Source organism: Arthrobacter sp. TJ-265 (assembly GCF_058269135.1).
The window spans coordinates 289,469-310,224 of record NZ_JBZCND010000003.1; the positions used below are offsets into that span (position 1 = coordinate 289,469).

A 20,756-nucleotide genomic window follows, 5' to 3' on the forward strand; every position below is an offset into this window, starting at 1 on the left:
GCGGCGGATCAGCGGCGCTTCGTGAGCGCGCGACGGCGGAGGGCCAGGGGGTAGGCGATCCAGAGGACCGCCTCCACGAGCAGGAGCGCTCCTGCCACGACGAGGCCGGCAGTCCGGCCCAGCACGAGGTCGAAGACCAGCCACAGGGTCCCCGCGAGGACGAGTCCCACGAGCGCCGTGGCCACCGGGATGATCGCGGAGGTGTGCCTGACCAGCGTCCCCTTGACATGGAGGCGGAACAGCGCCCGGTGCAGGTTCACGGTGGACAGCAACAGTGCCTGGATCAGCACGGACATGCACAGCAGGCACAGGTAGACGGCCACCTGGAGGTCGTCGAGCTCCTCGAAGCGGCGCTGGAAGGGCAGGACCAGCAGGAACCCTGCCAGGATCTGGATGCCGGCCTGCATCACGCGCAGCTCCTGCAGCATCTCCTGCCAGTTGCGGTCCAGGCGCTGGTTCCCGCTCTCGCCGCGTCGGTCGTCGTGCACGGGACGCCGCGCCGAAGATCCCCGCCCGCCGGCGGCGCCGGCCGGAGCCGGGGTGGCCCCTGCTCCGGCGCTCTCCTGCCCCGCGGCGGCGCCCATCGCGTGCCGGCTACCGGGCGGACCCCGCGCCGCCCTGCCAGACGGCATCGAACGGGGCGTTGGAGGCGATGCGGTTGCGGATACCCTCGGTCACGAAGGCCTTGGCCGTGCGGGCGGCGTCCAGCGGCGTCGAGCCCTTCGCGAGTTCCGCGGTGATCGCCGCTGCGAGGGTACAGCCGGCGCCGCTGACGGCGACCTCGCCCACCTTCGGGGAGGACAGGACCTCGAGCGTCTCGCCGTCGAAGTAGACGTCGACGGCGTCCGGGCCGTCGATGCGCACGCCGCCCTTGGCGAGGACCACGGCACCGCTCCGGCTGTGGATGATCCGGGCAGCCTCCTCCAGGTCCTCGAGTGACCCGATGCTGATGCCGGAGAGCGACTCCGCCTCGAAGTGGTTCGGGGTGACGAAGGTCGCCAGCGGCAGGATGTTCGCCTTGAGTGCCTCGTCGGTGTCGAGCGCGGCGCCGGGCTCCTGCCCCTTGCAGATGAGCACCGGATCCAGGACCACGTTGTCCCACTCCTGGCTCGTCAGTGCGGAGGCCACGGTGTCGATGGTCGCCGGGGTGCCGAGCATGCCCAGCTTGACGGTGCGCAGGGGGTAGCAGGACTGGATGGCCTCGAGCTGGTCCGCGATGACCTGCTGGTCCACCGGGACGAAGCGGTGCTGCCACTCGTTCTTCGGGTCGAAGGAGACGATGCAGGTGAGGGCCACGACGCCGTAGACGCCGAGCTCCTGGAACGTCTTGAGATCCGCCTGGGCTCCTGCGCCGCCCGTGGCCTCGGAACCGGCGATGGTGAGGGTGACGGCGGGGGCTGCGGAGGGCTGGAGTTCGGACATCGTCCTAGTCTGCCCGACTCGGCTCCACGGCGGCCACCCGGTCCGGGGTGAGGATGTCGTCGAGCGCCGGTCCCAGCGTCGGATGGTCGAAGGTGAAGCCGGCGTCGACGAGCTTGCGCGGGGCCACCCACCGGCTCTTGAGGACCAGCTCTGCTTCCGTCCGGATGATCCTGCCGCCCAGCTCGAGGAGCCATGCCGGGGTGGGGAGCCCGACCGGGATACGGAGGCGTGTGCGGAGGGCGGCCATGAGCTCGGCGTTGGTGACGACGTCGGGGGCCGCCGCGTTCACCGGCCCGTTCAGCGAGGGCGTCCCGGCGATGAACACGATGGCACGGAAGACGTCGTCGAGGTGGATCCAGCTGAACTTCTGCGCCCCCGGACCCATCGGGCCGCCGAGCCCGGTCCTCGCCAGCATGACCAGCGGCCGGACCAGGTGGGCCCCGATGAATCCCGAGGCTCCGGCGATGACCACCGTTCGGATGATCGTGTCGTCATGCATCGCAGGGTTCATTGCTCGGTTCCGTGCACGTGGACCAGCTTCCAGACGCTGGCACGGGCCAGGGCGCCCGCACCTCCGATGATCAGGGCGATGGGGAGGCTCTCGAGGAGCACCCGGGAGGGGGACAGCAGGGTGATGATGACGAAGGACACCAGGGTGAAGCCGGCGAAGAAGACCCCGATGTGCACCCACTGGTTGGCGACGGGGCGCAGCAGGAGCCCGAGCACAATGCCGAGGGGCAGGCCGGTGATCACGCCGACGCCGACGCCGTACCAGAGTGCCAGGAGGAAGACGCCCGGGGCGTCGGGCCCCCAGGAGAGGGCGAAGGCCAGCGCGAGGGTGGAGAGTCCCACGAGGAACCCGACGGCGACGGCGCCGATCCCGAACGTCACCCGATGGCGGGGGTTTGGTGCGCGCCGCCCGGCGTCGGCCGTTCCTGCCGGGTCCTCCGTCATTGCCGGGTCCCCCGGATCAGCTGCACGATGTCCTCGACGATCTTCCGCACCACGGGAAGCCGGGAGAGGATCACGAGCTTCGAGAGGAGCGGCGCGGCCTGGTCGATGAGTCGGCGCGTCCGGATCTGGTCGGGGGAGGAGTCGTAGACCCAGAAGAGGATGATGCCCATGTAGGCGTACCAGAGGAGTTCGGGGAGGTCGTCCCGGATGGCCAGGGGCGGCTGCGGCCGCGACATCGCCACGGCCTGCCGGAAGAGCGAGATGGCGCGGGCCCGGGCCACGGCGGACTCGCTGCCGAACGGGCTCGTCGTCGCGGACGGCTTGATGGCGATGTTGATGAAGTTCGAACCGAAGTCGTGGTACGGACCCATCACGCCCACCCCCGTGTTCAGGACGATCCGCAGGAGTTCGCCGAGATTCTGGCCCTCGCGGAGACGGGGGAGGGCCAGGGAGCGGTGTTCCTCCTGGAGGCTGCGGTACAGCTCGTGGACGAGGTCGTCCTTCGAGGCGAAGTAGTAGTAGGCGCTCCCGGTGGAGACATCCGCGGCGGCGGCGATGGCCCGCATGGTCGTCTTCTCGTAGCCGTGCTCACGGAACAGCCGGAGCGCGGTGGAGACCAGCAACTCCCGGGTCGCTTCGCTTTTGGCCGTCGGCGAGGGCATCGGTCTCCTTTTTCGAACGTGTTCAATTCTGAGTGTAGACCAGAACTGAACACGTTCGAATCCTGGCCGTTGCAGAGGGTTCCCGTTCGTCCGGAGCAGGCGGGAAGGCCCCCGGAACGGGAGAACCCCCGCCGGTCTCCCGTCGGGGGTCCTCTCGGTGCGGCAGGAGTGCTGCTACCGGAACAGGTCCGATGCGACGCCCATGATGATGCGGTCCCCGGGCGTCGACTTCCTCAGGTAGTCCACGACGGCCCAGTCGTCGAGCGCGATGCACCCGGCCGTCGGAACCTTGTTCTGGTGCAGGAAGATGGCGAAGCCTGCATCCTGGACGATGGGTGAGTCCGGCGGCCGGTTGTAGTTGATCACGGCGCCCTGACGGTAGTCGTGGGTCGCCCGTGTCGCGAAGTACCACATGTCCTCGTCGTAGCCCACCCAGGTGGAGGACTCGAAGTACTTGTTGTAGGTGCTCGTGTAGGGGTTGCCGCCCCAGCGAGAGCGGGGGTTGAGCGTGCGGTAGGGCAGCGCGGTGCCGGGGTTGCCCAGGCCGAAGGCCTCGGTCACGGAGTAGGACCCGGTGGGGGAGTAGTTGAAGCGGGTCGGCCCGGAGGGGACTCCCGGCCGCTTGAAGCCGCTGGCTCCTACCGTCGCGTCCGTCTGCCAGTCGGTGACATAGGTTCCCGCCACCCGCTGGCAGTACACGGCCTTGGCGGAACTCTGGCCGTAACCGCCGGCGATGGTGAGCAGGACCCTCTTCGCGCCGCCCGTCGGGTACTTGGAACGCCCATTGTTCAGCGAGGTGCATTCGGTGTGCCGGTGATCCCGACCGCCAGAGGCACTCCAGGAGATGTACCCGCCCTGGAAGGTCTGGACGCATTTGTCGACTTCGCAGCGCTCCGGTGTCTGGGGGTAGCCGAGGTAGCTCAGGTTCCCACCCATTGATTCGTACTTGGTTCTGATTCCTCCGCGCACTGGCTGGGACCCGGTGGCGGGTGACCAAAGGATCACGCCTCCCTGGAACCGTTGGTAGCAGCCACCATCCCGTTGTCCGCAAACCTCGTTCTCAAGGGGGTAGCCGAGTGCACCGCTCTCGGCGCTGCGGGCTGCCCAGGCGGTGAGTATGCCGCCACGGCTGATGCGAGCGCCTGTGGCCGGTGACCAAGAGATCACCCCGCGCTGGTAGGTCTGCTTGCAGCCGGCCGACCGTAGCCCGCAGGTTTCCCTGGACCTCGGATAACCGAGCCAGCCGTTCTCTGCCCCGGTCCGTGAGTAGACACCACCGATGGCTCCGGGAGTCCACACCCCGTAGGCTCCGGTCGGGGCGGACCACATGATCCGGAATCGACCGAAGTCCTGGACGCAGCCGTTGTCACGCTTGCCGCAGACCTCGGCCGACGACGGGTAACCAGCACCAGCGTAGCCGCCATACAGCTTGTGTAGCGCTCCGCCGATGGCGCCCCGGGTCCACACCTTCTGGTGCCCGGCCGTCGTGCTCCACGTGAGGTCGATCCCACTGGAGAACCGCTGCGAGCAGCCACCTGTGGTGCACTGTTCGTCGGTGACCGGGTAGCCGAGAGTGCGTAGGCCCCCGGTAGCCGCCCATCGAGGACCGGTCTTGCCGGAGGTGAACAGCACTGCGCGCGTTCCCGTCGAGGGGGTGTAATGGAGTTCTCCACCGACGAAGGTTTCTACACAGTGTGCTGCCGCATCGCAGGATTCATTAGAGGTTGGTTCACCCAGCGGGCCAGCAGCACCACCGAGTTCCCTCCACTTGGCGGCGATGCCCCTGACGGGGATAAAGGGGCCTGTGGCAGCGACGCCGGCCTCGGGCTTCGATGATCCCGTCGGGGGCGTCGGTTCCTTCACTTCGGGCACCGCCGGTGCGGTTCCCTCCGGTGCGGTTCCCTCAGGTGGGACGTCACGTCCCGGGCCGGCCGGGGCGACCGGCGCCTGGTCCGACGGTTCAGCCGGGTCCGGGACCACAGGCGCCGTTGTCGCTGGACGCTCGGACGGGACCGTCCCGGAGGTCGACGGCTCCGGAACTGCTTCCGGGCTCTCGGGCGCGGGTGTCCGCAGCCCGGCAGCAGGGGGAGTCGTGCCCGGATCGGCCGTCGCCGGGGGTGTGGTTGCGGGAGGGCTCTGCTCCGTGCTCGTGACGGAGGGCGCGGGCGCGGGCGCCGCGGCCGCACCCGGAGCGAGTCCGGAGAGGAGGAGCGCGGCCAGCGAGACTACAGCGAGCGCGCGCGCCGGAAGGGACGTGGATGAATGGTTCACCGGGAGACAACCGCCTGACATGTGGAAGATGCTGGGGCCCCATCGGCGAAGGCGTCAGCGCGGACTTCAGCCGTGCCGCCGGCTGGTACTGTTCGTTCGATGCGCGCGCGGCCGGCCACGCTGCTGGTGCTGCCGACCGCGACGACGACGGAGAACGTCACCTCGGTGTCGGCCGTGTTCGTCAGCGTCCCGGAGAAGGACCAGACGCCCGCTGCATCCGCCGCGCACACCACATCGCCGAGGGCCTCATTGGCGATGGCGGTGGGACTCGCGGGCACGGACTCCATGCCGGTTTCGAGGGTTGCCTCGACACTCGGTCCCGGATCCGGGGCGACCGTTGCCGGCGGAACCGGAACCGGTACCGTCGCCGTAGCCCCCGACGTCGTCGCCGGGACGGACGGTTCGGGCGCCGTCGTCGATCCCGGGGCCGACGGTCCTGATGCCGGTGCGCCCGGCGCATCGGCGGGCGGCGAAGTGCAGCCGGAAAGGGCGAGGACGCCCGCGGCCGTCCACAAGAAGAGCGGCGTGGGACTCCGCATTGTTCCCCCATTTCCTGCCGTGAACTCCACGTTCGGGAACCAGGGGCTTCTGACCGGGAATATCGTACAGTCGGAGATTATCAGCGATCTCCCGTGATCCGGCCCGCAATTCGACAAGAATTCCGCAGCTTCCTGTCAGGAACGAGTTCTACCGGTAGTAGGACCCCAGCACTTCGGCTTTCAATTCGTGGAACGTCCCGTTGTCGATGGCCTCGCGGGCGTCATCGACCATGCGCACGACGAATCGTTCGTTATGGATCGAGATGAGGGTCGCGGACACCATTTCCTTCGCCTTGAACAGGTGATGGATGTAGGCGCGTGAATAGTTCCCGCAGGTGTAGCAGTCGCATCCGTCGACGAGGGGCGTGAAATCCCGCTTGAACCGTGCGTTGGAGAGATTCCAGCGGCCGTGGGGGGTGTAGAACGCGGAATTGCGGGCCACCCGGGTGGGCGAGACGCAGTCGAAGGTGTCGGCGCCGTTCTCGATCGCGGTGAAGAGGTCGTCGGGCTCCGAGATGCCGAGCAGATGGCGCGGCTTGTCCTCGGGCAGCTCGTCGCTGCACCAGCCGAGGATCGTCCCGAGATTCTCCTTCTCGAGGGCACCGCCGATGCCGAACCCGTCGAAGTCCATGGCCCCGAGATCGGCGGACGCCTTCCTTCGGAGGTCCTCGTACTGCGCGCCCTGGATGACCCCGAACAGGGCCTGGTAGGGGCGGTGGCTGCGCTCCTCGGTGAGCCGCTGGTGTTCGCCGATGCACCGCTGGGCCCAGAGCCGGGTCCGTTCGAGGGACTCCTCCTGGTAGCCGCGCGAATTCATGAGGGTGGTCAGCTCGTCGAAGGCGAACATGATGTCCGCACCGAGCTGGTGCTGCACCTGCATGGAGATCTCCGGCGTGAAGCGGTGGCGGTCGCCGTTGAGGTGGCTCTTGAACCAGACGCCGTCGTCGTCGATGTGCGCGAGGCGCTCCTTGCCGACGGCGACGCGGTCGTCGGCGCCCGCCTTGTCCGAGTCCACCGGGACGTCCATGGTGATCACCTTCTTGAAGCCCGATCCGAGGCTCATGACCTGGAAGCCGCCGGAGTCGGTGAAGGTGGGGCCGGGCCAGTTCATGAACGCACCGAGCCCGCCGGCCTCGTCGAGGATGTCCGCGCCCGGCTGCAGGTACAGGTGGTAGGCGTTGGCGAGCAGTGCCTGGGCGCCGAGCTCGGCCATCGCCGCGGGCAGCACGGCCTTCACGGTCGCCTTGGTGCCCACCGGGATGAAGGCGGGCGTGCGGATCTCGCCGTGCGGGGTGGTGATCGTCCCGGTGCGCCCGTGCCGCGGCCCGCCGCTCCCGGCTCCCGGCGTCGTGTCCTCGAGGCGGTGACGGACGGAGAAGGCGAACGAGGACTGCTGGGACTGTGGATGCACCACCCCATTTTGCCAGCCCGACGGCGGTCGGCCGGACCGCTACCGGTCGGCGAGCTGCGCGTTGAGGGCGGCGACGGCGGCGAGCTCCGCGGCGATGCGCCGCTCCAGCACGTCCCGGCTCAGTGTCTCGGAGCCGCCGTGGGCGCGCAGGTAGAGCAGGACGCCGATGCGGAGCACGCGCCAGTCGCGTTCGACGTCGATCCGTCCGGCGGTTGAGGCACGGAGGATCTCGGGGTCGTAGACATTGGGTTCGTTGAGCTGCCGCTGCCGGTACATGGCGCTGGTCTTGGCGCGCAGCGGGTCCGTCTCGGCGTCGTCGGCCGCGCGGATCGCGGCGGAGTAGCGGAGGGAGCGCTCCTCGTCGTGCCGGGTGAGGTAGGCGGCGATCGCGAGGCCGCCCTCGATCCACTTCCAGCGGCCGAAGTTGCCGTCGAACGGCAGCTCCGCCAGGAGGTCGGCGATGCCCAGGGCCGCTGCGGCGTCGCCCTCGTCGACGAACAGGGCCAGCGCGAGCTGGTGCAGGTCCTGGAGGTTGCTGCCGGACTTGAGGTTGATGCCGCGGGCCAACCGCCCGGCGACGTCCTGGATGTCCGTGCTGTCCGGGTGCGCCTGGGCCACCTGGGCGACGAGCGCTTCGGGGGATCCGTGGTCGGCGGCCACGGGGGAGACCCCGATCTCGGCGTCCGCGGGTTCCACATAGACCATCGAGCCCGTGGCGATCGTGATGCGGTGGTCTCCGGCGACCGTCGCGACGACGAGTGCGGGCACCCCGAAGTCGTCGTTCTCGATCCCGATCGCCGTGACCTCGGCCGTGTCCCCGCCGTCGGGGAGCGCCAGCACATCACCGGCCGCCAGCATCTCCGCCGGGACCGCGCGCAGTCCTGTCCTGTCCACCCTGTTAACCATCATGTACGTCGTGCCAACCTCTGCCTCTAGCCCCCTGGATGTTCCCGGCGCCCCAGCGCGCCCATACGACGATACGGGAACGAGGAGCCGGCAGGTGCCGTCGGCTCAGCGTCCCCAGCCGGCGTGGGCGAGTGCCTGGCGCAGCAGGTCCGCGCGTCCTCCCGAGAACTCGGCCTGGATCGACGGGCTCAGCGCTTCGGACGGCGTCAGCCAGGACAGTTCCAGCGCATCCTGGCGCGGGTTGCACTCCCCGGTGACGGGGATCAGGTACGCGAGGGCGACGGCGTGCTGGCGGTCGTCGGTCAGTCCCGTCTCCGAGGGGGAGGGGAAGTACTCGGCGATCGTGAACGGCACGGGCGACGGCGGCAGCTGGGGCAGGGCCAGCGGCCCCAGGTCCTTCTCGAGGTGTCGCAGCAGTGCGGCCCGGATGGTCTCCCGGTACATGACGCGTCCTGAGACGAAGGTGCGCACCATCTCGCCCTGCTCGCTGGCCTGCAGCAGCAGTCCCACCTCGTTCACGTACCCGAGGGCGTCGCACCGCACGGGAATCGCCTCCACGTACACCATCGGCAGGCGGCGGCGGGCCTCGTACAGGTCATCTTCGGAGAGCCAACCCGGATTGGGGTCAGGGGTACGAACGTTCATACCCCAGTTCTATCGCAGTGCCTCCGCCCGGGGCAGGCGGCGCGCGGTTCTTCGGCCAGCGGCTGAATCCGCCCGGAGGTGCAGGAGCGGTCGAGGAACTCCTCGCCCGATAAAGGCAGGCCGACGCGGTCTCCGGGTTCGGACGGAAAGCCGCTGTCGAAGAATTCCCTGCCCGATTGGTGGTCACAAGAGCGCGATACGCCCGTATAGTCACCGAAACACGGAACGAAACAGGCAGGCGGGGTGATCGTTCCGTATTGACGCATCAGGGTCTCAGTAACGCTTTCGCGAGTTATGGGGTCTTGATGTCCAGGATGATGAGGCTCGGCGCCGTTGCTGTAGCAACCTTTGTTCTGTGGTCGGGGGCGGGGGCTCTTGCACCCCCCGCGCAGGCGGCCGTCCCGCCGCAACCCCCACCCCTGCTCCGGGTCGCGGGCTACACCGTCGATGGCCAGACGTACCTCAAATGGAACGCCAACCGCGCCGTGCTCGGCGACCCCCTCGGCTACAAGAGCTGTGACGGGATCAGTTGCTCCCAGCGCTTCCAGAAAGGCCATGTCCTCTGGACCCGAAGCACCGGCGCGCAGATCGTGCTCGACGACGCCATCGGTGCCCGGTACTCGGCCACCGGGTGGACCAGGGGTTTCCTGGGCTTCCCCACCGGCGACGCCGGCGGGCTCTCCGTACGTGGCGGCCGACTCCAGCACTTCCAGAACGGGTTCATCTACTGGTCGCCTGCGACCGGAGCCCAGACCGTCTTCGGCGGCATCAGGAGCTACTACGCCGCCAACCGGTACGAGCGCGGCTTCCTGGGCTATCCCACGTCCGGAGAGGTCGCCGTCCCGAACGGCGTGCGGCAGGACTTCGAGGGCGGCAAGGTCTTCTGGTCCCGCGGCCAGGTCTTCGCCACCACCAACGGTGGCATCCAGACCTACTACGAGCAGAAGGGCGGCGCCCACTCCTTCCTCGGCCTGCCGACCGGCAACAAGACCGGCTGGCAGGGTGGGTACTCCCAGAGCTTCCAGAACGGCTACGTGAACTGGTCGCCTGCGACCGGAGCCCGTGCCGTCATCGGCGGCATCAGGAGCTACTACGCCGCCAACCGGTACGAGCGCGGCTTCCTGGGCTATCCCACGTCCGGAGAGGTCGCCGTCCCGAACGGCGTGCGGCAGGACTTCGAGGGCGGCAAGGTCTTCTGGTCCCGCGGCCAGGTCTTCGCCACCACCAACGGTGGCATCCAGACCTACTACGAGCAGAAGGGCGGCGCCCACTCCTTCCTCGGCCTGCCGACCGGNTCTGGTCCCGCGGCCAGGTCTTCGCCACCACCAACGGTGGCATCCAGACCTACTACGAGCAGAAGGGCGGCGCCCAATCCTTCCTCGGCCTGCCGACCGGCAACAAGACCGCCTGGCAGGGTGGGTACTACCAACGCTTCCAGGGGGGCATGATCGTGTGGGGCCCGACAACCGGTGCGAAGAGCATCGACACCGGGCACTTCACCACGCTGGAGAGCAACTTCGGCAGGTACGGCTGGCCGACGAGCGATACCTGGAAGGACGAGGCAGGGACCTACACCCAGTTCCAGAAAGGCATCATCACGACGGGCGCGCCGGCAGTCGCCCCGCCAGCCGCGCCCCCGGGGTCCTCCGTCTACCCCTTCACCTCCGTCGAGGCCACCGCGACGTCGGTGGTGCTCTACGGCGATTCACAGCTCGACGGTGACTCCTGGAGCGAGCAGGGTGCCCGCGCCATGGGCTTCTCCGATCAGGCCTCGCACCTCGCCTTCGGGGGGATGGGTTATTCGACCGCCAGTGTCGGGGCCGGTGGAACCGGCTGGACCGCGGTCCGGAACGGCTTGATGCCGTTCCCTGGCGGCACCCCGGGCCTAGTGCTGGTCTCCATGGGCGGCAACGACGCGACATCGTGGAAGTCGGACGCACAGGTCATCGCCGACAGCACGGCCCTCTGGGCCAAGTTGAAGCTGATGTACCCGAACAGCAGGATCGTGATCAACGGGGTCATGTCCCGCAGCGATGATTCGCACGTCCAGCGCCGTCACATCGACGAGGTGCTGGCGCTGAACGCCGCGCAGCACGGCGTCACCTTCATCTCGGTCGCGGGCCTCGCCAGCGCAGCCAACGCCGAGTACCTGGACGATGTGCACTTGTCGCAGGACGGGCACAATGCGGTCGCCACGCTGTACACCGCGCAGCTCGGGGCCGCACTCGGGCGGTAGGCGGGCTCACCGCGGCGGACGTGACCCCTCGTTCGTGATGCGCCGCGGGCGCCCGGTCAGTGCACGGTGCGGCCGGATGAATCCCGCTGCCACTCGGTGATCCGGACCTCCGCACCCCAGGGGGCGCGGACGCGCAGCGACCGTCCGTCCGCACCCTCGACGACGACGGCCTCGGGGCCACCCGCGGCGAGGCCGGCGAGGATCTCCCGCACATCGCCGTCGTACTCGAAGGCCAGGTCGACAGCGGTGCGCGGCCCGGCGCTCACGGCGACGAGGCCTCCGTTCTTCGCCCGGAAGTCGTGCCAGGTGCCGGCACCGGAGCTGGTCCTGGGCTTCCCCCCGATGTCTCCCAGCACCTTCGCGGCCGGTCCGACGTCGGGCGTGTGCCAGAGCGCGAGGACCGCCAGCGGCGACGGCGGCGCACCCGTCTCGCGCGGCCCGACGCCGGCGAGGAAGGACAGCCCGTCCGGCGCGGTGACGCGGGCGGCGAGGCCGTGGCCCTCGTCGGAGAGCCCGACGGCGGTGCCCGCCTCCGCGGTCCGGCGCGCGAACTCCCGTACGTCGGAGACGTCGAAGGCGAGGGTCACGGTGCCGTCCTCCTCACTGCCCGGCGTGCAGGCGTGGAGGGCCAAGCGGCCGCTCCCGGCGTCGAACACGGCGCAGGAGGCAGTCGGCACGGGGTGCTGCGCCGGAGCGAGACCGAGTGTCCGCAGGAAGCGGGCCGCACCGGGAAGGTCCGGCGTATGGACGAGGGGGCGGACGCGGAGCATCGGTCCTCCTTCGGGTCGGGGTGAGGTCCGGGTCTGTCCAGCATGCCAGCACCCGGTTCCGCAATGACCGGAGTCGTCCTAGGGTGATCGCATGAAGGCCGAACTGCCCGAGCTCCTCCTGCCCGACGCGCCCGCATGGCGGGCCTGGCTGGAGGAGAACCACGCCTCCTCGCCCGGGGTCTGGCTCATCGAGCACAAGAAGGGCGGGACGACGACCCGGCTCACCTACGCGCAGGCGCTCGACGAGGCGCTGTGCTTCGGGTGGATCGACGGGCAGGCGAAGTCCCGGGACGAGCACAGCTACTTCCAGCGCTTCACGCCACGCGGTCCGCGGAGCATCTGGTCCGTCCGCAACCAGGGTCACATCGAGCGGCTCCGCGCCGAGGGCCGCATGCGGGAGGCGGGCGAGCGGGCGGTGGCGGCCGCGCAGGCCGACGGACGGTGGGAGCGGGCCTACTCGGGACCGGCGAACGCCGAGATGCCGCCCGAACTCCTCGCCGCGATCGAGGCCGACGACGCCGCGCTCGCCACCTTCCGCACCCTGTCCTCGCAGAACCGCTACGCCATGATCTTCCGGCTGTCCCAGTTGAGGACGGACGCGGCGAAGGAACGCAACATCACGAAGTTCGTCGCCATGCTGGCGCGCGGGGAGGCGCTCTACCCGCAGGGGAAGGGCTCGACGACCGGCGACTGACGTCGGTCAGGCCAGCCTGGCCACCTCGTAGGTGTGGCCGGCTGCACGGAGCCGCTGCACGAGCACATCGCCGAGCGCGGTGGCCGGCGTCAGTGATCCGCTCACCCGGGGGAGCCGGTCGCCGTCCAGTGCCAGGGCCAGCGCCGTCTCACCCGCCATGACGGCGGTGGCGGCGTAGCCCGGATCGCCGGGACCGGCAGCGACCGCCCGGTACCGGTGACCGCCCTCGGTGAGGGCGGTCACCTGGGAGCGGAACCACCCCTTGCGCCGTGTGCCGGCACTCGGGCCCGTCCCCGGGGCCGGCAGCACGCGGTCGAGCAGGCGGCGGGTCACCGGGAACGTCATCGCACCGGCGAACGCGCCGAGTCCGAGCGCCGTCGCCCCGGCGATGACCGCCCCCGCCGGGCCACGGGCCACGCCCATCACCTCGCCGTACCGCAGGGAGCGGCCGTAGGCCCAGTCCTGCAGGGCGTTGCTGCGGCGCACGATCCGGGTGTTCGCGGCGGCCATGACGAAGGGCGCGGTCCACAGGCCGTCGCCGGAGCGGCTCACCGGACCGGCGTCCGCCGGCTGCGGCGTCGCGGGCTCCCGCACGCGGTCCGGGCTGAGGGCATAGGGGTCGGCGATGAGGGACCGCAGCGCGGCGCTCGACCGCATCCCGTCGAGTTGCACGCGCATCGAGTCGAGGGTGCCTCCGCTGATGCCGCCCTTGGCCGTCGCGACGAGCTGGACCTCGGTCAGGGCGCCGGCGCCGTCGGCCTCTGCCGCCTGATGGAGCAGCAGTACCGCCAGATCGGACGGCACGGAGTCATAGCCGCACGAGTGCACGATCCGGGCGCCGCTCGACCGGGCCAGGGCGTCGCAGTGGTCGATCGCCTCCCGGACGAAGGAGACCTCGCCCGTCAGGTCGCCGTAGTGGGTGCCCGCCCGCGCGCAGGCCTCGACGACCGGCAGCCCGTACTTCGCGTAGGGGCCGACGGTGGTGAAGAGCACCCGGGTGCCCTCGGCCAGGGCGGTGATCGAACCCGTGTCCCCTGAGTCCGCTTCGATGAGGGGCCATGCGTGCGCCGCGGCCGGCAGCCGCGAGCGGACCGCTTCGAGCCTGGCCGTCGACCGGCCCGCAAGCCCGATCCGCAGGCCGGCCGGGGCGTGCGTCGCGAGGTAGGCGGCGATCAACTCGCCGACGAAACCGGTCGCTCCGTAGATGACGAGGTCGTGGTCGCGGGGTGGGTTCTCCATGCGAGCAGTCTGTCACCCGGGGCGATGGGCCTGCCCCTCCTGTGCGCGGCTCGTGCTCGCTGCCTCGAGGATCATCCAGGCCTGGAGCTGGGAGGACAGGCTGACCGGTCCGTCCTGCCGCGGCGGGAAGACGAGCATCCCGGAAGCGTCCGTGCGGCGGCCGGACCAGACATGCTCCGCCGTCGCGGCGAGCACGGCCCGGGCCTCCGTGGCCGGCGCCGCGCCGATCTCCGCCGCGGCGGCCTGTGCGAGGTAGCGCGCCAGGATCCCGGTGAACAGACCGGCGTCGCCCGTGCCCGCCAGCGGCAGCACGCCGTCGCCGTCGGCGACCTCCCTGGCCACCGCTGCGGCGAGGTCCGCCGCGTGCCGCAGCCCGGCCGGTCCGCCGACGGCGACCAGCGCGCCGAGCACCGTGCCCTGGTTGTACGTGTGCAGCGAGCGCTCCACCCGGCCGTCGGCCTTGACGCCGTCGAGGTAGAGGCCGCTCGTGGCGTCGAACAGGCGATCCCTCAGCCAGTCGAGCAGCTCCTGCGCCCGCCCGGTCTCTCCTGCCCGTGCGAAGAAGAGGGCCGCGGGGGCCGTGCTCGGCGTGTTCTTGTAGTCGCGCGTGGTGTTCCAGTAGACGCCGCCGCCGAGGTCCGGGGTGTGCGCCGAACGGAGCGCGTCACCCAGCACCCGCACGCCGCGCCGCGGACGGCGCCGTCCGTCCAGCGCGTCCAGGCGCTGCAGGGCGAGCGCGAGCCAGGCCATGTCGTCGTAGTAGGCGTTGCGCCACCGGCCGCCGTTCCTCAGCCAGATGCCGCGGGCCAGCTTCCGGGCCTCGAGCAGCGCGCCCGACCCGGCATCGCGCTGGTGCTCGTCCAGCAGGCAGTCGAGGTAGTGCGCCTGCCACCAGTAGTGCCAGTGGCTCCGGGGACTGGTCGGTGCCGGGAAGGCGACCGCCGCGAGGCGCGTCCCCGGCACCCGCAGGCTCCGCCGGGCGAACAGGTGCCGGACGCTTCGGGCAGCGGCGGCGGCCGCGTGGTCGGGAATGGGCATGTGACCACCCTAGTCACGTCGGAGTACTGCCGGATTGGGCAGGATGCGCAGCAGATCCTCCGCCGGGTGCGCAGTGGGCCACGTCACAGTACGCTGGGCGCGTGGATGGACCAACGGCGGTCCATCGAATGCGGAAGGACCAGGCATGGACATCAGGGGAGCAGTGGCCCTCGTCACCGGTGGCGCCTCCGGGCTCGGGCTCGCCACGGCCCGCCGGCTGGTCGACGACGGCGCGGCGGTGGTCCTCGTGGATCTGCCGCAGTCCGCCGGCGCCGACGCTGCCGCGGAGCTGGACCCGAGCGGCGAGCGCGTGCGCTTCGTCGCCGCCGACGTCGCCGATCCCGCCCAGGTCCAGGCCGCCGTGGACGCCACCGCAGGCCTCGGCCCGCTGCGGATCGTGGTCAACTGCGCCGGGATCGCCACACCCGGCAAGGTCCTCGGGCGCGACGGCGTCCTACCGCTCGAACAGTTCACCCGGGTCATCACCGTCAACCTCGTGGGCACCTTCAACGTCGTCCGGCTCGCCGCCGAAGCCATGGCCGCCACCCCCACCGTCCGGGGCCTCGGGGGCTCGGACGAGCGCGGCGTCATCATCAACACCGCGTCCGTCGCGGCGTTCGACGGCCAGATCGGACAGCCGGCCTACGCCGCGTCGAAGGGCGGGGTCGCGGCGATGACGCTGCCCCTCGCGCGTGAACTCGCGCGGTCCCTGATCCGCGTGGTCACCATCGCCCCCGGGATCTTCGAGACGCCCATGATGGCCGGGTTGCCGCAGGAGGCCCAGGATTCCCTCGGCGCCCAGGTACCGCACCCGTCCCGGCTCGGCAAGCCCGTCGAGTACGCGGCGCTCGCCGCACACATCGTCGGGAACCAGATGCTCAACGGTGAGACGATCCGCCTCGACGGTGCCATCCGCATGGCGCCGAGGTAGCGCCGCTCCCGGTCTCAGCTCGATCGAAAGGACGGCTCGATGATGAGCCAGCTGCCCACCGCCGATTTCCTCGGCTTCGAATCCCTCCTCCCCGCCCGCGAGCGCTCGAAACTGCAGGACGTGCGGGACTTCCTGGACAAGGAGGTCTCTCCGCGCGCCGTCGACTGGTGGAACCGGGCCGAGTTCCCGCACGAGCTCCTGCCGAAGCTCGCGGACCTGCAGCTCAGCACGCCGGTGCAGCAGGGCTACAGCCCTCTGTTCAGCGGCCTCGTGATCGCGGAGATGACCCGGGCGGACACCTCGATCGCGACGTTCTTCATGGTCCACCACGACCTCTTCGTCGAGGCCCTGCACCTGTTCGGCAGCGCGGAGCAGAAGGCGCGGCTCCTGCAGGACGCCATGGACCTGACGATCACGGGGGCGTTCGCGCTCACCGAGCCGCTGCACGGCTCCGACGTCGCCGGCGGCATGGCGACCACCGCCACGCGCGACGGCGACACCTGGGTGCTCAACGGTGCCAAGCGATGGATCGGCAACGGGACGTTCTGCGACTACATGCTCCTGTGGGCGCGGGATACGGAGACGGGGGGCGTGCGGGGCTTCATCCTCGACGCGACGCTGCCCGGGGTGACGCGCACCGTCATCGCGAACAAGACCGCGCTCCGGACGGTCCAGAACGCGGACATCACGCTGACCGACGTGCGCGTCGACGAGGCCGACCGTTTCGCCGGCATCGCGTCCTTCGACGACACGCGGCAGCTCCTGCTGGGGTCCCGGATCCTCGTCGGCTGGCAGGCCGTCGGCCAGCAACTGGCCGCGTTCGACGTCGCCCGGCAGTACGCCGTGGAGCGGCACCAGTTCGGCCGGCCGATCGCGGGTTTCCAGCTCGTCCAGGACCAGCTCGTCACGATGATGGGCAACACGACGGCGAGCCTCGGGGTCATGACCCGCATCGCCCAGCTGCAGGAGCAGGGCGCGTCCGACATGCCGCAGGCCGCCTTCGCCAAGTCCTTCACGACGGCCCGGATGCGCGAGACGGTGGCACTCGGGCGGGGAATCCTCGGCGGGAACGGGATCGTGACGGACTTCTCCATGGCGAAGATCTTCGCCGACGCGGAGGCCGTCTACACCTACGAGGGGTCCTACGAGATCAACAGCCTGATCGTGGGCAGGGCGCTGACGGGCATCTCCGCTTTCGCCTGACCCGCAGCCGACTCTGTGCCCGCACCTGATCGATGGCGGGGTCGGGGATCACCCGTTTCGCCCTCCAGACGGCCGTCATGCTTGAATGATCGAGGTTCTGGCTGGGCATGACATCGGGAGGCGGTCGGGTGAGCGTCTCGCGTGCCGCCGTCGTGGTGACCGCCCTGACGGCCGTCTCCACGGTCTTCGGTTTCGTGCGCGACGTCGTCATCGCCGCGGTCTACGGCGCGGGGCCGTCCCTCGACTCCTACCTGGTGGCGCAGGGACTCATGAACGTCGTGCTGGGTCTGGTGGCCTACGCCATGGCCCGCTCCGTCACCCCCGTCATCGCGCGCGAGGTCGCTGCCGAGGGTCCGCGCTGCCGCGGGCACCGCAGCTTCGACACCGCCATCACCGTGACCATGGTGGTTCTCGGGCTGGGTGCCGTCGTCGTGGGGATCCTCGCGGCCCCCGTGACGGCGGTGCTGGCGCCCGGGTTCGAGGGCGAACAGGCAGAACTCACCGTCACCCTGACCAGGATCGTACTGCTGGCGACCGTCCTGATCGCCGGCACCGACCTCCTGGCTGCCGTCGCTCAGGCCCACGGCAGGGTGGTCTGGTCCTCGCTGCAGGGGGTGCCGTTCAACATCATCATGATCGGGGCGGCCGGACTGTTCGGCCCGCAGTACGGGATCCAGGCGCTCGCCGTCGGCTTCGTGATCGGATCCGCTGCGCGACTGGCGCTGCAGCTGCCGCCCCTGCACGCTCTCGGTCTGCGCGTCCGGCCCCGGTGGGAGGTACGGCACCCGGGGTTCGTGGAGATCGCGCGGCTCATGCCGCCGCTGCTGGTGGGAAGTGCGATCGCCAACGTGAATTCGCTGGTCGACCGGGCGGTCGGATCGACCCTGGGCGACGGCGCCATCACGGCCCTGTCCTACGGCTGGCGCCTCGTCAACCTGCCGGAGACCCTGCTCATCGCCTCCCTTCTCGTGCCGCTCTATCCGGCGCTCGGGGCGGCCGCCGGCAACGTGCAGGAGGTCAGGCGCCTCGTGTCCCGCGGGCTGTCCGTCACCGTCACGATCCTGGTACCGCTGACTATCGTGCTGATGGTGGCGGCGCTGCCGCTCTCGCTCGTCGCCTACGGACGCGGGGAGTTCACGGCCGACGACGCCGGCACCACCGCCGTCGCGGTCCTCTGGTACGCACCCGCCCTCGTCGCGATGGGGGTCCGGCAGGTGATGGTCAGCACGTCCTATGCGCTCGGTGATTCACGCGCGCCGGTCCTCGTGTCGCTCGCCGCCATGGTCATCAACGTCGCCGGTGACATCCTCCTCGCACCGGTGATGGGCGTGGCCGGCATCGCACTGGCGACGACGGTCTCACTCGTCTTCGCCGCCGTCGCGAACGCCTGGCTCCTCGCGCGCCGGCACGCGGCGGTGGAGGTCCGGCCTGCCCTCGCCCTCGTGGCGCGCGCCGCGGCGATCGGTACTGCTGCCGCCCTGGGTGGAGCAGCGGTCCTGGCGGCGACCGACGGCGCCTCCCCGCTCGTCCAGGGCACGCTGGTCGGAACCGTGATCCTCGGCGTGTACGTGGCAGGCCTGGTCCTCGCGCGTGCGCCCGAGCGGCTCGTGCCGCTCGAGATGGTGAGGGCCGCGCGCCGGCGGTGACGGCTCCGGCCGATCCTCAGGGGCGGCGGAACCGCCGGAGCGCCAGGCTCACCGAGGGGCCGATATCGCGGGGATCCCAGATGCTGTGGCGTGCGCGCGTCGACCAGAGGATGCTGTCGGCGAGATCGCGGAGGAGACCATGACGCCGTTCGATGCGGGCGCGCCGCAGGTCGCCGGTGAGCCACGAGTAGCGCTTCCCGGGTGTCGCGTCGGCGAGGGACGACGGCTCCGCGCCGATCGCGGCCAGCGCCCAGTTGTGCACCAGGCCGGGCCGCGCGGACTCGGCCAGCGCGAGCGAGCCGTAGAACCGTCCGTTGAAGTCGATCAGGTGGGGGACACCGTCGTCGCCGGTGAGGAACTGGAGTTCGACGAGGCCGTGCCAGCCGATGTCGAGGAGCATCGACTCGACCTTCCCGACCAGCACCTCGTCGACGGTGACGGTGGACGCCCGGGCCGAGGCGCCGTTGGGGGTGGGCCACAGGTGCGTCGACACCTGCTGGGTGCGGCCGAGCAGCCTGCCTCCGTGGAAGACGCCGATCAGCGCTCCGAGCGTCCCCTCGACCGGCTCCTGCAGGATCGCCTGCGCCCCGGCTGCCCGGATCCTCTCGACCTGGGGTCGTGCGGCGGCGGGGGTGCCGAACAGCTTGGCCTCGATGCGCAGCGGATGGGTCTGCTGGGGCGCCCAGTGTTCCTTGCATTTCACGACCACCGGCCCGGACCAGCCCGCAAGGGCCTCGTCCGTGGCGAGTTCCGTGTGAGGCGACGCCAGCCCGGCCTTCCCGGCGAACTGAGCGAGCCTGAGCTTGTCCAGGACCGTCGCGACGACGGCGAAGTCCGGGTGCGCCACCGGGACGGGGATCTGCGACCGGTAGGCGGCGAGGGCTGCCATCCAGTCGTCCCCTCCGCCGAAGACCACGTCGAAGGCCCCTGCTTCCGCCGCTCCACGGACACCCTCGATGAAGCCGGAGCTCCCGTCACGGGGACGCGGCACGTGGAACGTGGTGTCGCAGGCAGCCGACGCGCCGAGCGATCCCCCACCCTCGGGGGTTCCCACGCCGACGTACCAGCCCGCGCGCCGGAAGGCGCGGGCGGCCGCGAGTGCGCCGCGATCCCGGCCCGTGGCGACGATCAGGACGCGACGTCGGGCCTGGGGTGTCGCGGGAATTCGGCCCGACCGGGTGGTCGGACCTTCCTGCGGCTGATGCATGTGGACCTCGACGGTGGGGGGCGATCGGCGGCTTCCCAGCCAACCGTACTATGGCGTGAAAAGGCAAAACGTCCCTGCGTCCAGGACCACCGGCGCAGGCGGATGGAGGTCCACCGGCACGGCAGGACACCCCGCCGCCGTCGGCCGGCCCTACCATGGGGCCGTGAGGTCATCGAGGGACGAACCGTCCGAACACGCCCCGGAGGCAGCCGGCGCACCCGCGATCGAAGGCGCCTCGCCCCCCGGCCGCCGGGGCTGGTCCGCGCGGATCCTCGGTGGCGGGACCGAGCCGGACCCCCGGTTCACCCTCGCCAATGAGCGGACGTTCCTCGCGTGGATCCGGACGGCGCTCGCGCTCCTCGCCGGGGGCGTCGCCGTCGAGGCCTTCACCTCGGACACGTTCGCGAGCCCGGTCCGGACCGCGCTCGCCGTCGTGCTCCTGCTGCTCGCGATGGTCCTGGCCGTCGCGGCCGGCGTCCGCTGGCTCGCCGTCGAACGGGCCATGCGCCGGCAGGCCCCGCTGCCCCTGTCGATCCTCGTCCCCGTCCTCGCCGGTGGGGGCGCCCTCGTCGCCGCAGCGTTCCTCGTCGTGGTCCTGGGCAACGCCTGACCGTGCACACGCCGCAGGAGGACCCGGTCCCGAGACCGCACGCCGATCCCGGGCTGCAGCCCGAACGGACGACGCTGGCCTGGAACCGCACCATGCTCGCGCTGGTCGTCGCCGGCGTCCTCCTGCTCCGCTGGGTGCCCCGCTACGGCTGGTTCCCCCTCGGGCTGACCCTGCTGACCGCCGCGACGGCCCTGGCCATCACCGCCGGGCAGGCCCGTCGCTACCGGCGCAGCGCCCGCGGGATCCGCGTCGGGCGGATCGAGGCCGACGTCGTCGGCGTCCTGGGGACCGCGGCCGCCGTGGCGCTGCTCGGTGCGCTGGCACTCGTCGTCGTCGTCGCCCTGCCCCTGCGCTGATCGCCGGGCATGAGGC

The 20,756-nt window shown here is 70.7% G+C and carries 21 protein-coding genes and 3 pseudogenes; 10 read left to right on the plus strand and 14 right to left on the minus strand.

All coding sequences use genetic code 11. From position 1 onward, the window contains the following. Window positions 1-8: 8 nt before the first annotated feature. From AC4D2E_RS13020 to AC4D2E_RS13050, 7 genes and pseudogenes are all read right to left on the minus strand, one after another. Entirely contained in the window at window positions 9-584 is a 576-nt protein-coding gene (locus tag AC4D2E_RS13020) for a DUF6328 family protein (protein ID WP_490952873.1), read from the minus strand. 10 nt (window positions 585-594) lie between these two features. Further along, window positions 595-1,422: a bifunctional hydroxymethylpyrimidine kinase/phosphomethylpyrimidine kinase gene (gene thiD, locus AC4D2E_RS13025; protein WP_490952874.1), complete on the minus strand. Its 828-nt coding sequence runs from the start codon at window positions 1,420-1,422 to the stop codon at window positions 595-597. Window positions 1,423-1,426: 4 nt separating this feature from the next. Next, window positions 1,427-1,921 carry a DUF1731 domain-containing protein gene (locus AC4D2E_RS13030; protein ID WP_490952875.1) on the minus strand — a complete coding sequence of 165 codons (495 nt, stop codon included), beginning with the start codon at window positions 1,919-1,921 and terminating at the stop codon, window positions 1,427-1,429. 8 nt (window positions 1,922-1,929) lie between these two features. Further along, window positions 1,930-2,376 carry a hypothetical protein gene (locus AC4D2E_RS13035; protein ID WP_490952876.1) on the minus strand — a complete coding sequence of 149 codons (447 nt, stop codon included), beginning with the start codon at window positions 2,374-2,376 and terminating at the stop codon, window positions 1,930-1,932. After that, complete coding sequence (locus AC4D2E_RS13040) at window positions 2,373-3,038, minus strand: TetR/AcrR family transcriptional regulator (protein WP_490952877.1); 666 nt, start codon at window positions 3,036-3,038, stop codon at window positions 2,373-2,375. The genes AC4D2E_RS13035 and AC4D2E_RS13040 overlap by 4 nt, the downstream gene beginning before the upstream one ends. A 174-nt stretch (window positions 3,039-3,212) precedes the next feature. Next, window positions 3,213-3,974 carry a L,D-transpeptidase family protein gene (locus AC4D2E_RS13045; RefSeq protein WP_490952965.1) on the minus strand — a complete coding sequence of 254 codons (762 nt, stop codon included), beginning with the start codon at window positions 3,972-3,974 and terminating at the stop codon, window positions 3,213-3,215. Window positions 3,975-3,977: 3 nt separating this feature from the next. Next, window positions 3,978-5,330, minus strand: a pseudogene (locus tag AC4D2E_RS13050) (LGFP repeat-containing protein); the annotation flags it as partial. Window positions 5,331-5,408: 78 nt separating this feature from the next. On the opposite strand from AC4D2E_RS13050, the gene AC4D2E_RS13055 reads away from it, so the two are divergent. Next, window positions 5,409-5,945, plus strand: a complete 537-nt coding sequence (locus AC4D2E_RS13055) for a hypothetical protein (RefSeq protein ID WP_490952878.1) — start codon at window positions 5,409-5,411, stop codon at window positions 5,943-5,945. Between the two features lie 51 nt (window positions 5,946-5,996). Here AC4D2E_RS13055 and tgt read toward each other — a convergent pair whose 3' ends face one another. From tgt to AC4D2E_RS13070, 3 genes are all read right to left on the minus strand, one after another. Next, entirely contained in the window at window positions 5,997-7,259 is a 1,263-nt protein-coding gene (tgt, locus tag AC4D2E_RS13060; protein ID WP_490952879.1) for a tRNA guanosine(34) transglycosylase Tgt, read from the minus strand. Window positions 7,260-7,298: 39 nt separating this feature from the next. Further along, window positions 7,299-8,153 carry a DUF6707 family protein gene (locus AC4D2E_RS13065; protein WP_490952880.1) on the minus strand — a complete coding sequence of 285 codons (855 nt, stop codon included), beginning with the start codon at window positions 8,151-8,153 and terminating at the stop codon, window positions 7,299-7,301. Window positions 8,154-8,270: 117 nt separating this feature from the next. Then, complete coding sequence (locus tag AC4D2E_RS13070; RefSeq protein WP_104167058.1) at window positions 8,271-8,810, minus strand: NUDIX hydrolase family protein; 540 nt, start codon at window positions 8,808-8,810, stop codon at window positions 8,271-8,273. Window positions 8,811-9,127: 317 nt separating this feature from the next. On the opposite strand from AC4D2E_RS13070, the pseudogene AC4D2E_RS13075 reads away from it, so the two are divergent. From AC4D2E_RS13075 to AC4D2E_RS13085, 3 genes and pseudogenes are all read left to right on the plus strand, one after another. Then, window positions 9,128-10,066, plus strand: a pseudogene (locus AC4D2E_RS13075) (LGFP repeat-containing protein); the annotation flags it as partial. 128 nt (window positions 10,067-10,194) lie between these two features. Continuing rightward, a pseudogene (locus AC4D2E_RS13080) lies at window positions 10,195-10,248 on the plus strand (hypothetical protein); the annotation flags it as partial. Window positions 10,249-10,254: 6 nt separating this feature from the next. Next, window positions 10,255-11,046: an SGNH/GDSL hydrolase family protein gene (locus tag AC4D2E_RS13085; RefSeq protein WP_490952966.1), complete on the plus strand. Its 792-nt coding sequence runs from the start codon at window positions 10,255-10,257 to the stop codon at window positions 11,044-11,046. 56 nt (window positions 11,047-11,102) lie between these two features. Here the strand turns inward: AC4D2E_RS13085 and AC4D2E_RS13090 are convergent, their stop codons facing one another. Beyond that, window positions 11,103-11,816: a VOC family protein gene (locus AC4D2E_RS13090; protein ID WP_490952881.1), complete on the minus strand. Its 714-nt coding sequence runs from the start codon at window positions 11,814-11,816 to the stop codon at window positions 11,103-11,105. 91 nt (window positions 11,817-11,907) lie between these two features. Here AC4D2E_RS13090 and AC4D2E_RS13095 point away from each other — a divergent pair, with 91 nt between their 5' ends. Further along, window positions 11,908-12,510, plus strand: a complete 603-nt coding sequence (locus AC4D2E_RS13095) for a YdeI/OmpD-associated family protein (RefSeq protein ID WP_490911219.1) — start codon at window positions 11,908-11,910, stop codon at window positions 12,508-12,510. Between the two features lie 6 nt (window positions 12,511-12,516). Here the strand turns inward: AC4D2E_RS13095 and AC4D2E_RS13100 are convergent, their stop codons facing one another. Further along, window positions 12,517-13,749, minus strand: coding sequence for a saccharopine dehydrogenase family protein (locus AC4D2E_RS13100; protein ID WP_490952882.1), 1,233 nt, complete (start codon window positions 13,747-13,749; stop codon window positions 12,517-12,519). A 12-nt stretch (window positions 13,750-13,761) separates the two neighbouring features. Continuing rightward, window positions 13,762-14,787 carry a glycoside hydrolase family 76 protein gene (locus AC4D2E_RS13105; protein ID WP_490952883.1) on the minus strand — a complete coding sequence of 342 codons (1,026 nt, stop codon included), beginning with the start codon at window positions 14,785-14,787 and terminating at the stop codon, window positions 13,762-13,764. 145 nt (window positions 14,788-14,932) lie between these two features. Here AC4D2E_RS13105 and AC4D2E_RS13110 point away from each other — a divergent pair, with 145 nt between their 5' ends. The 3 genes from AC4D2E_RS13110 (at window position 14,933) to murJ (ending at window position 18,567) form a co-directional block, all read left to right on the plus strand. Then, complete coding sequence (locus AC4D2E_RS13110; protein ID WP_490952884.1) at window positions 14,933-15,718, plus strand: SDR family NAD(P)-dependent oxidoreductase; 786 nt, start codon at window positions 14,933-14,935, stop codon at window positions 15,716-15,718. A gap of 42 nt (window positions 15,719-15,760) precedes the next feature. Continuing rightward, on the plus strand, window positions 15,761-16,921 hold the full coding sequence (locus AC4D2E_RS13115) for an acyl-CoA dehydrogenase family protein (RefSeq protein ID WP_490952967.1): 1,161 nt from the start codon (window positions 15,761-15,763) through the stop codon (window positions 16,919-16,921). A gap of 128 nt (window positions 16,922-17,049) precedes the next feature. Continuing rightward, complete coding sequence (gene murJ, locus AC4D2E_RS13120; RefSeq protein ID WP_490952885.1) at window positions 17,050-18,567, plus strand: murein biosynthesis integral membrane protein MurJ; 1,518 nt, start codon at window positions 17,050-17,052, stop codon at window positions 18,565-18,567. Window positions 18,568-18,583: 16 nt separating this feature from the next. On the opposite strand, the gene AC4D2E_RS13125 is transcribed toward murJ, so the two are convergent. Continuing rightward, a complete protein-coding gene (locus tag AC4D2E_RS13125) occupies window positions 18,584-19,774 on the minus strand; it encodes an ATP-grasp domain-containing protein (protein ID WP_490952886.1) in 1,191 nt (396 codons plus the stop codon). A gap of 223 nt (window positions 19,775-19,997) precedes the next feature. On the opposite strand from AC4D2E_RS13125, the gene AC4D2E_RS13130 reads away from it, so the two are divergent. Continuing rightward, window positions 19,998-20,384, plus strand: a complete 387-nt coding sequence (locus AC4D2E_RS13130) for a YidH family protein (protein ID WP_258069912.1) — start codon at window positions 19,998-20,000, stop codon at window positions 20,382-20,384. Between the two features lie 2 nt (window positions 20,385-20,386). Continuing rightward, complete coding sequence (locus tag AC4D2E_RS13135) at window positions 20,387-20,740, plus strand: DUF202 domain-containing protein (protein ID WP_490952887.1); 354 nt, start codon at window positions 20,387-20,389, stop codon at window positions 20,738-20,740. The last annotated feature ends 16 nt before the right edge of the window (window positions 20,741-20,756 follow it).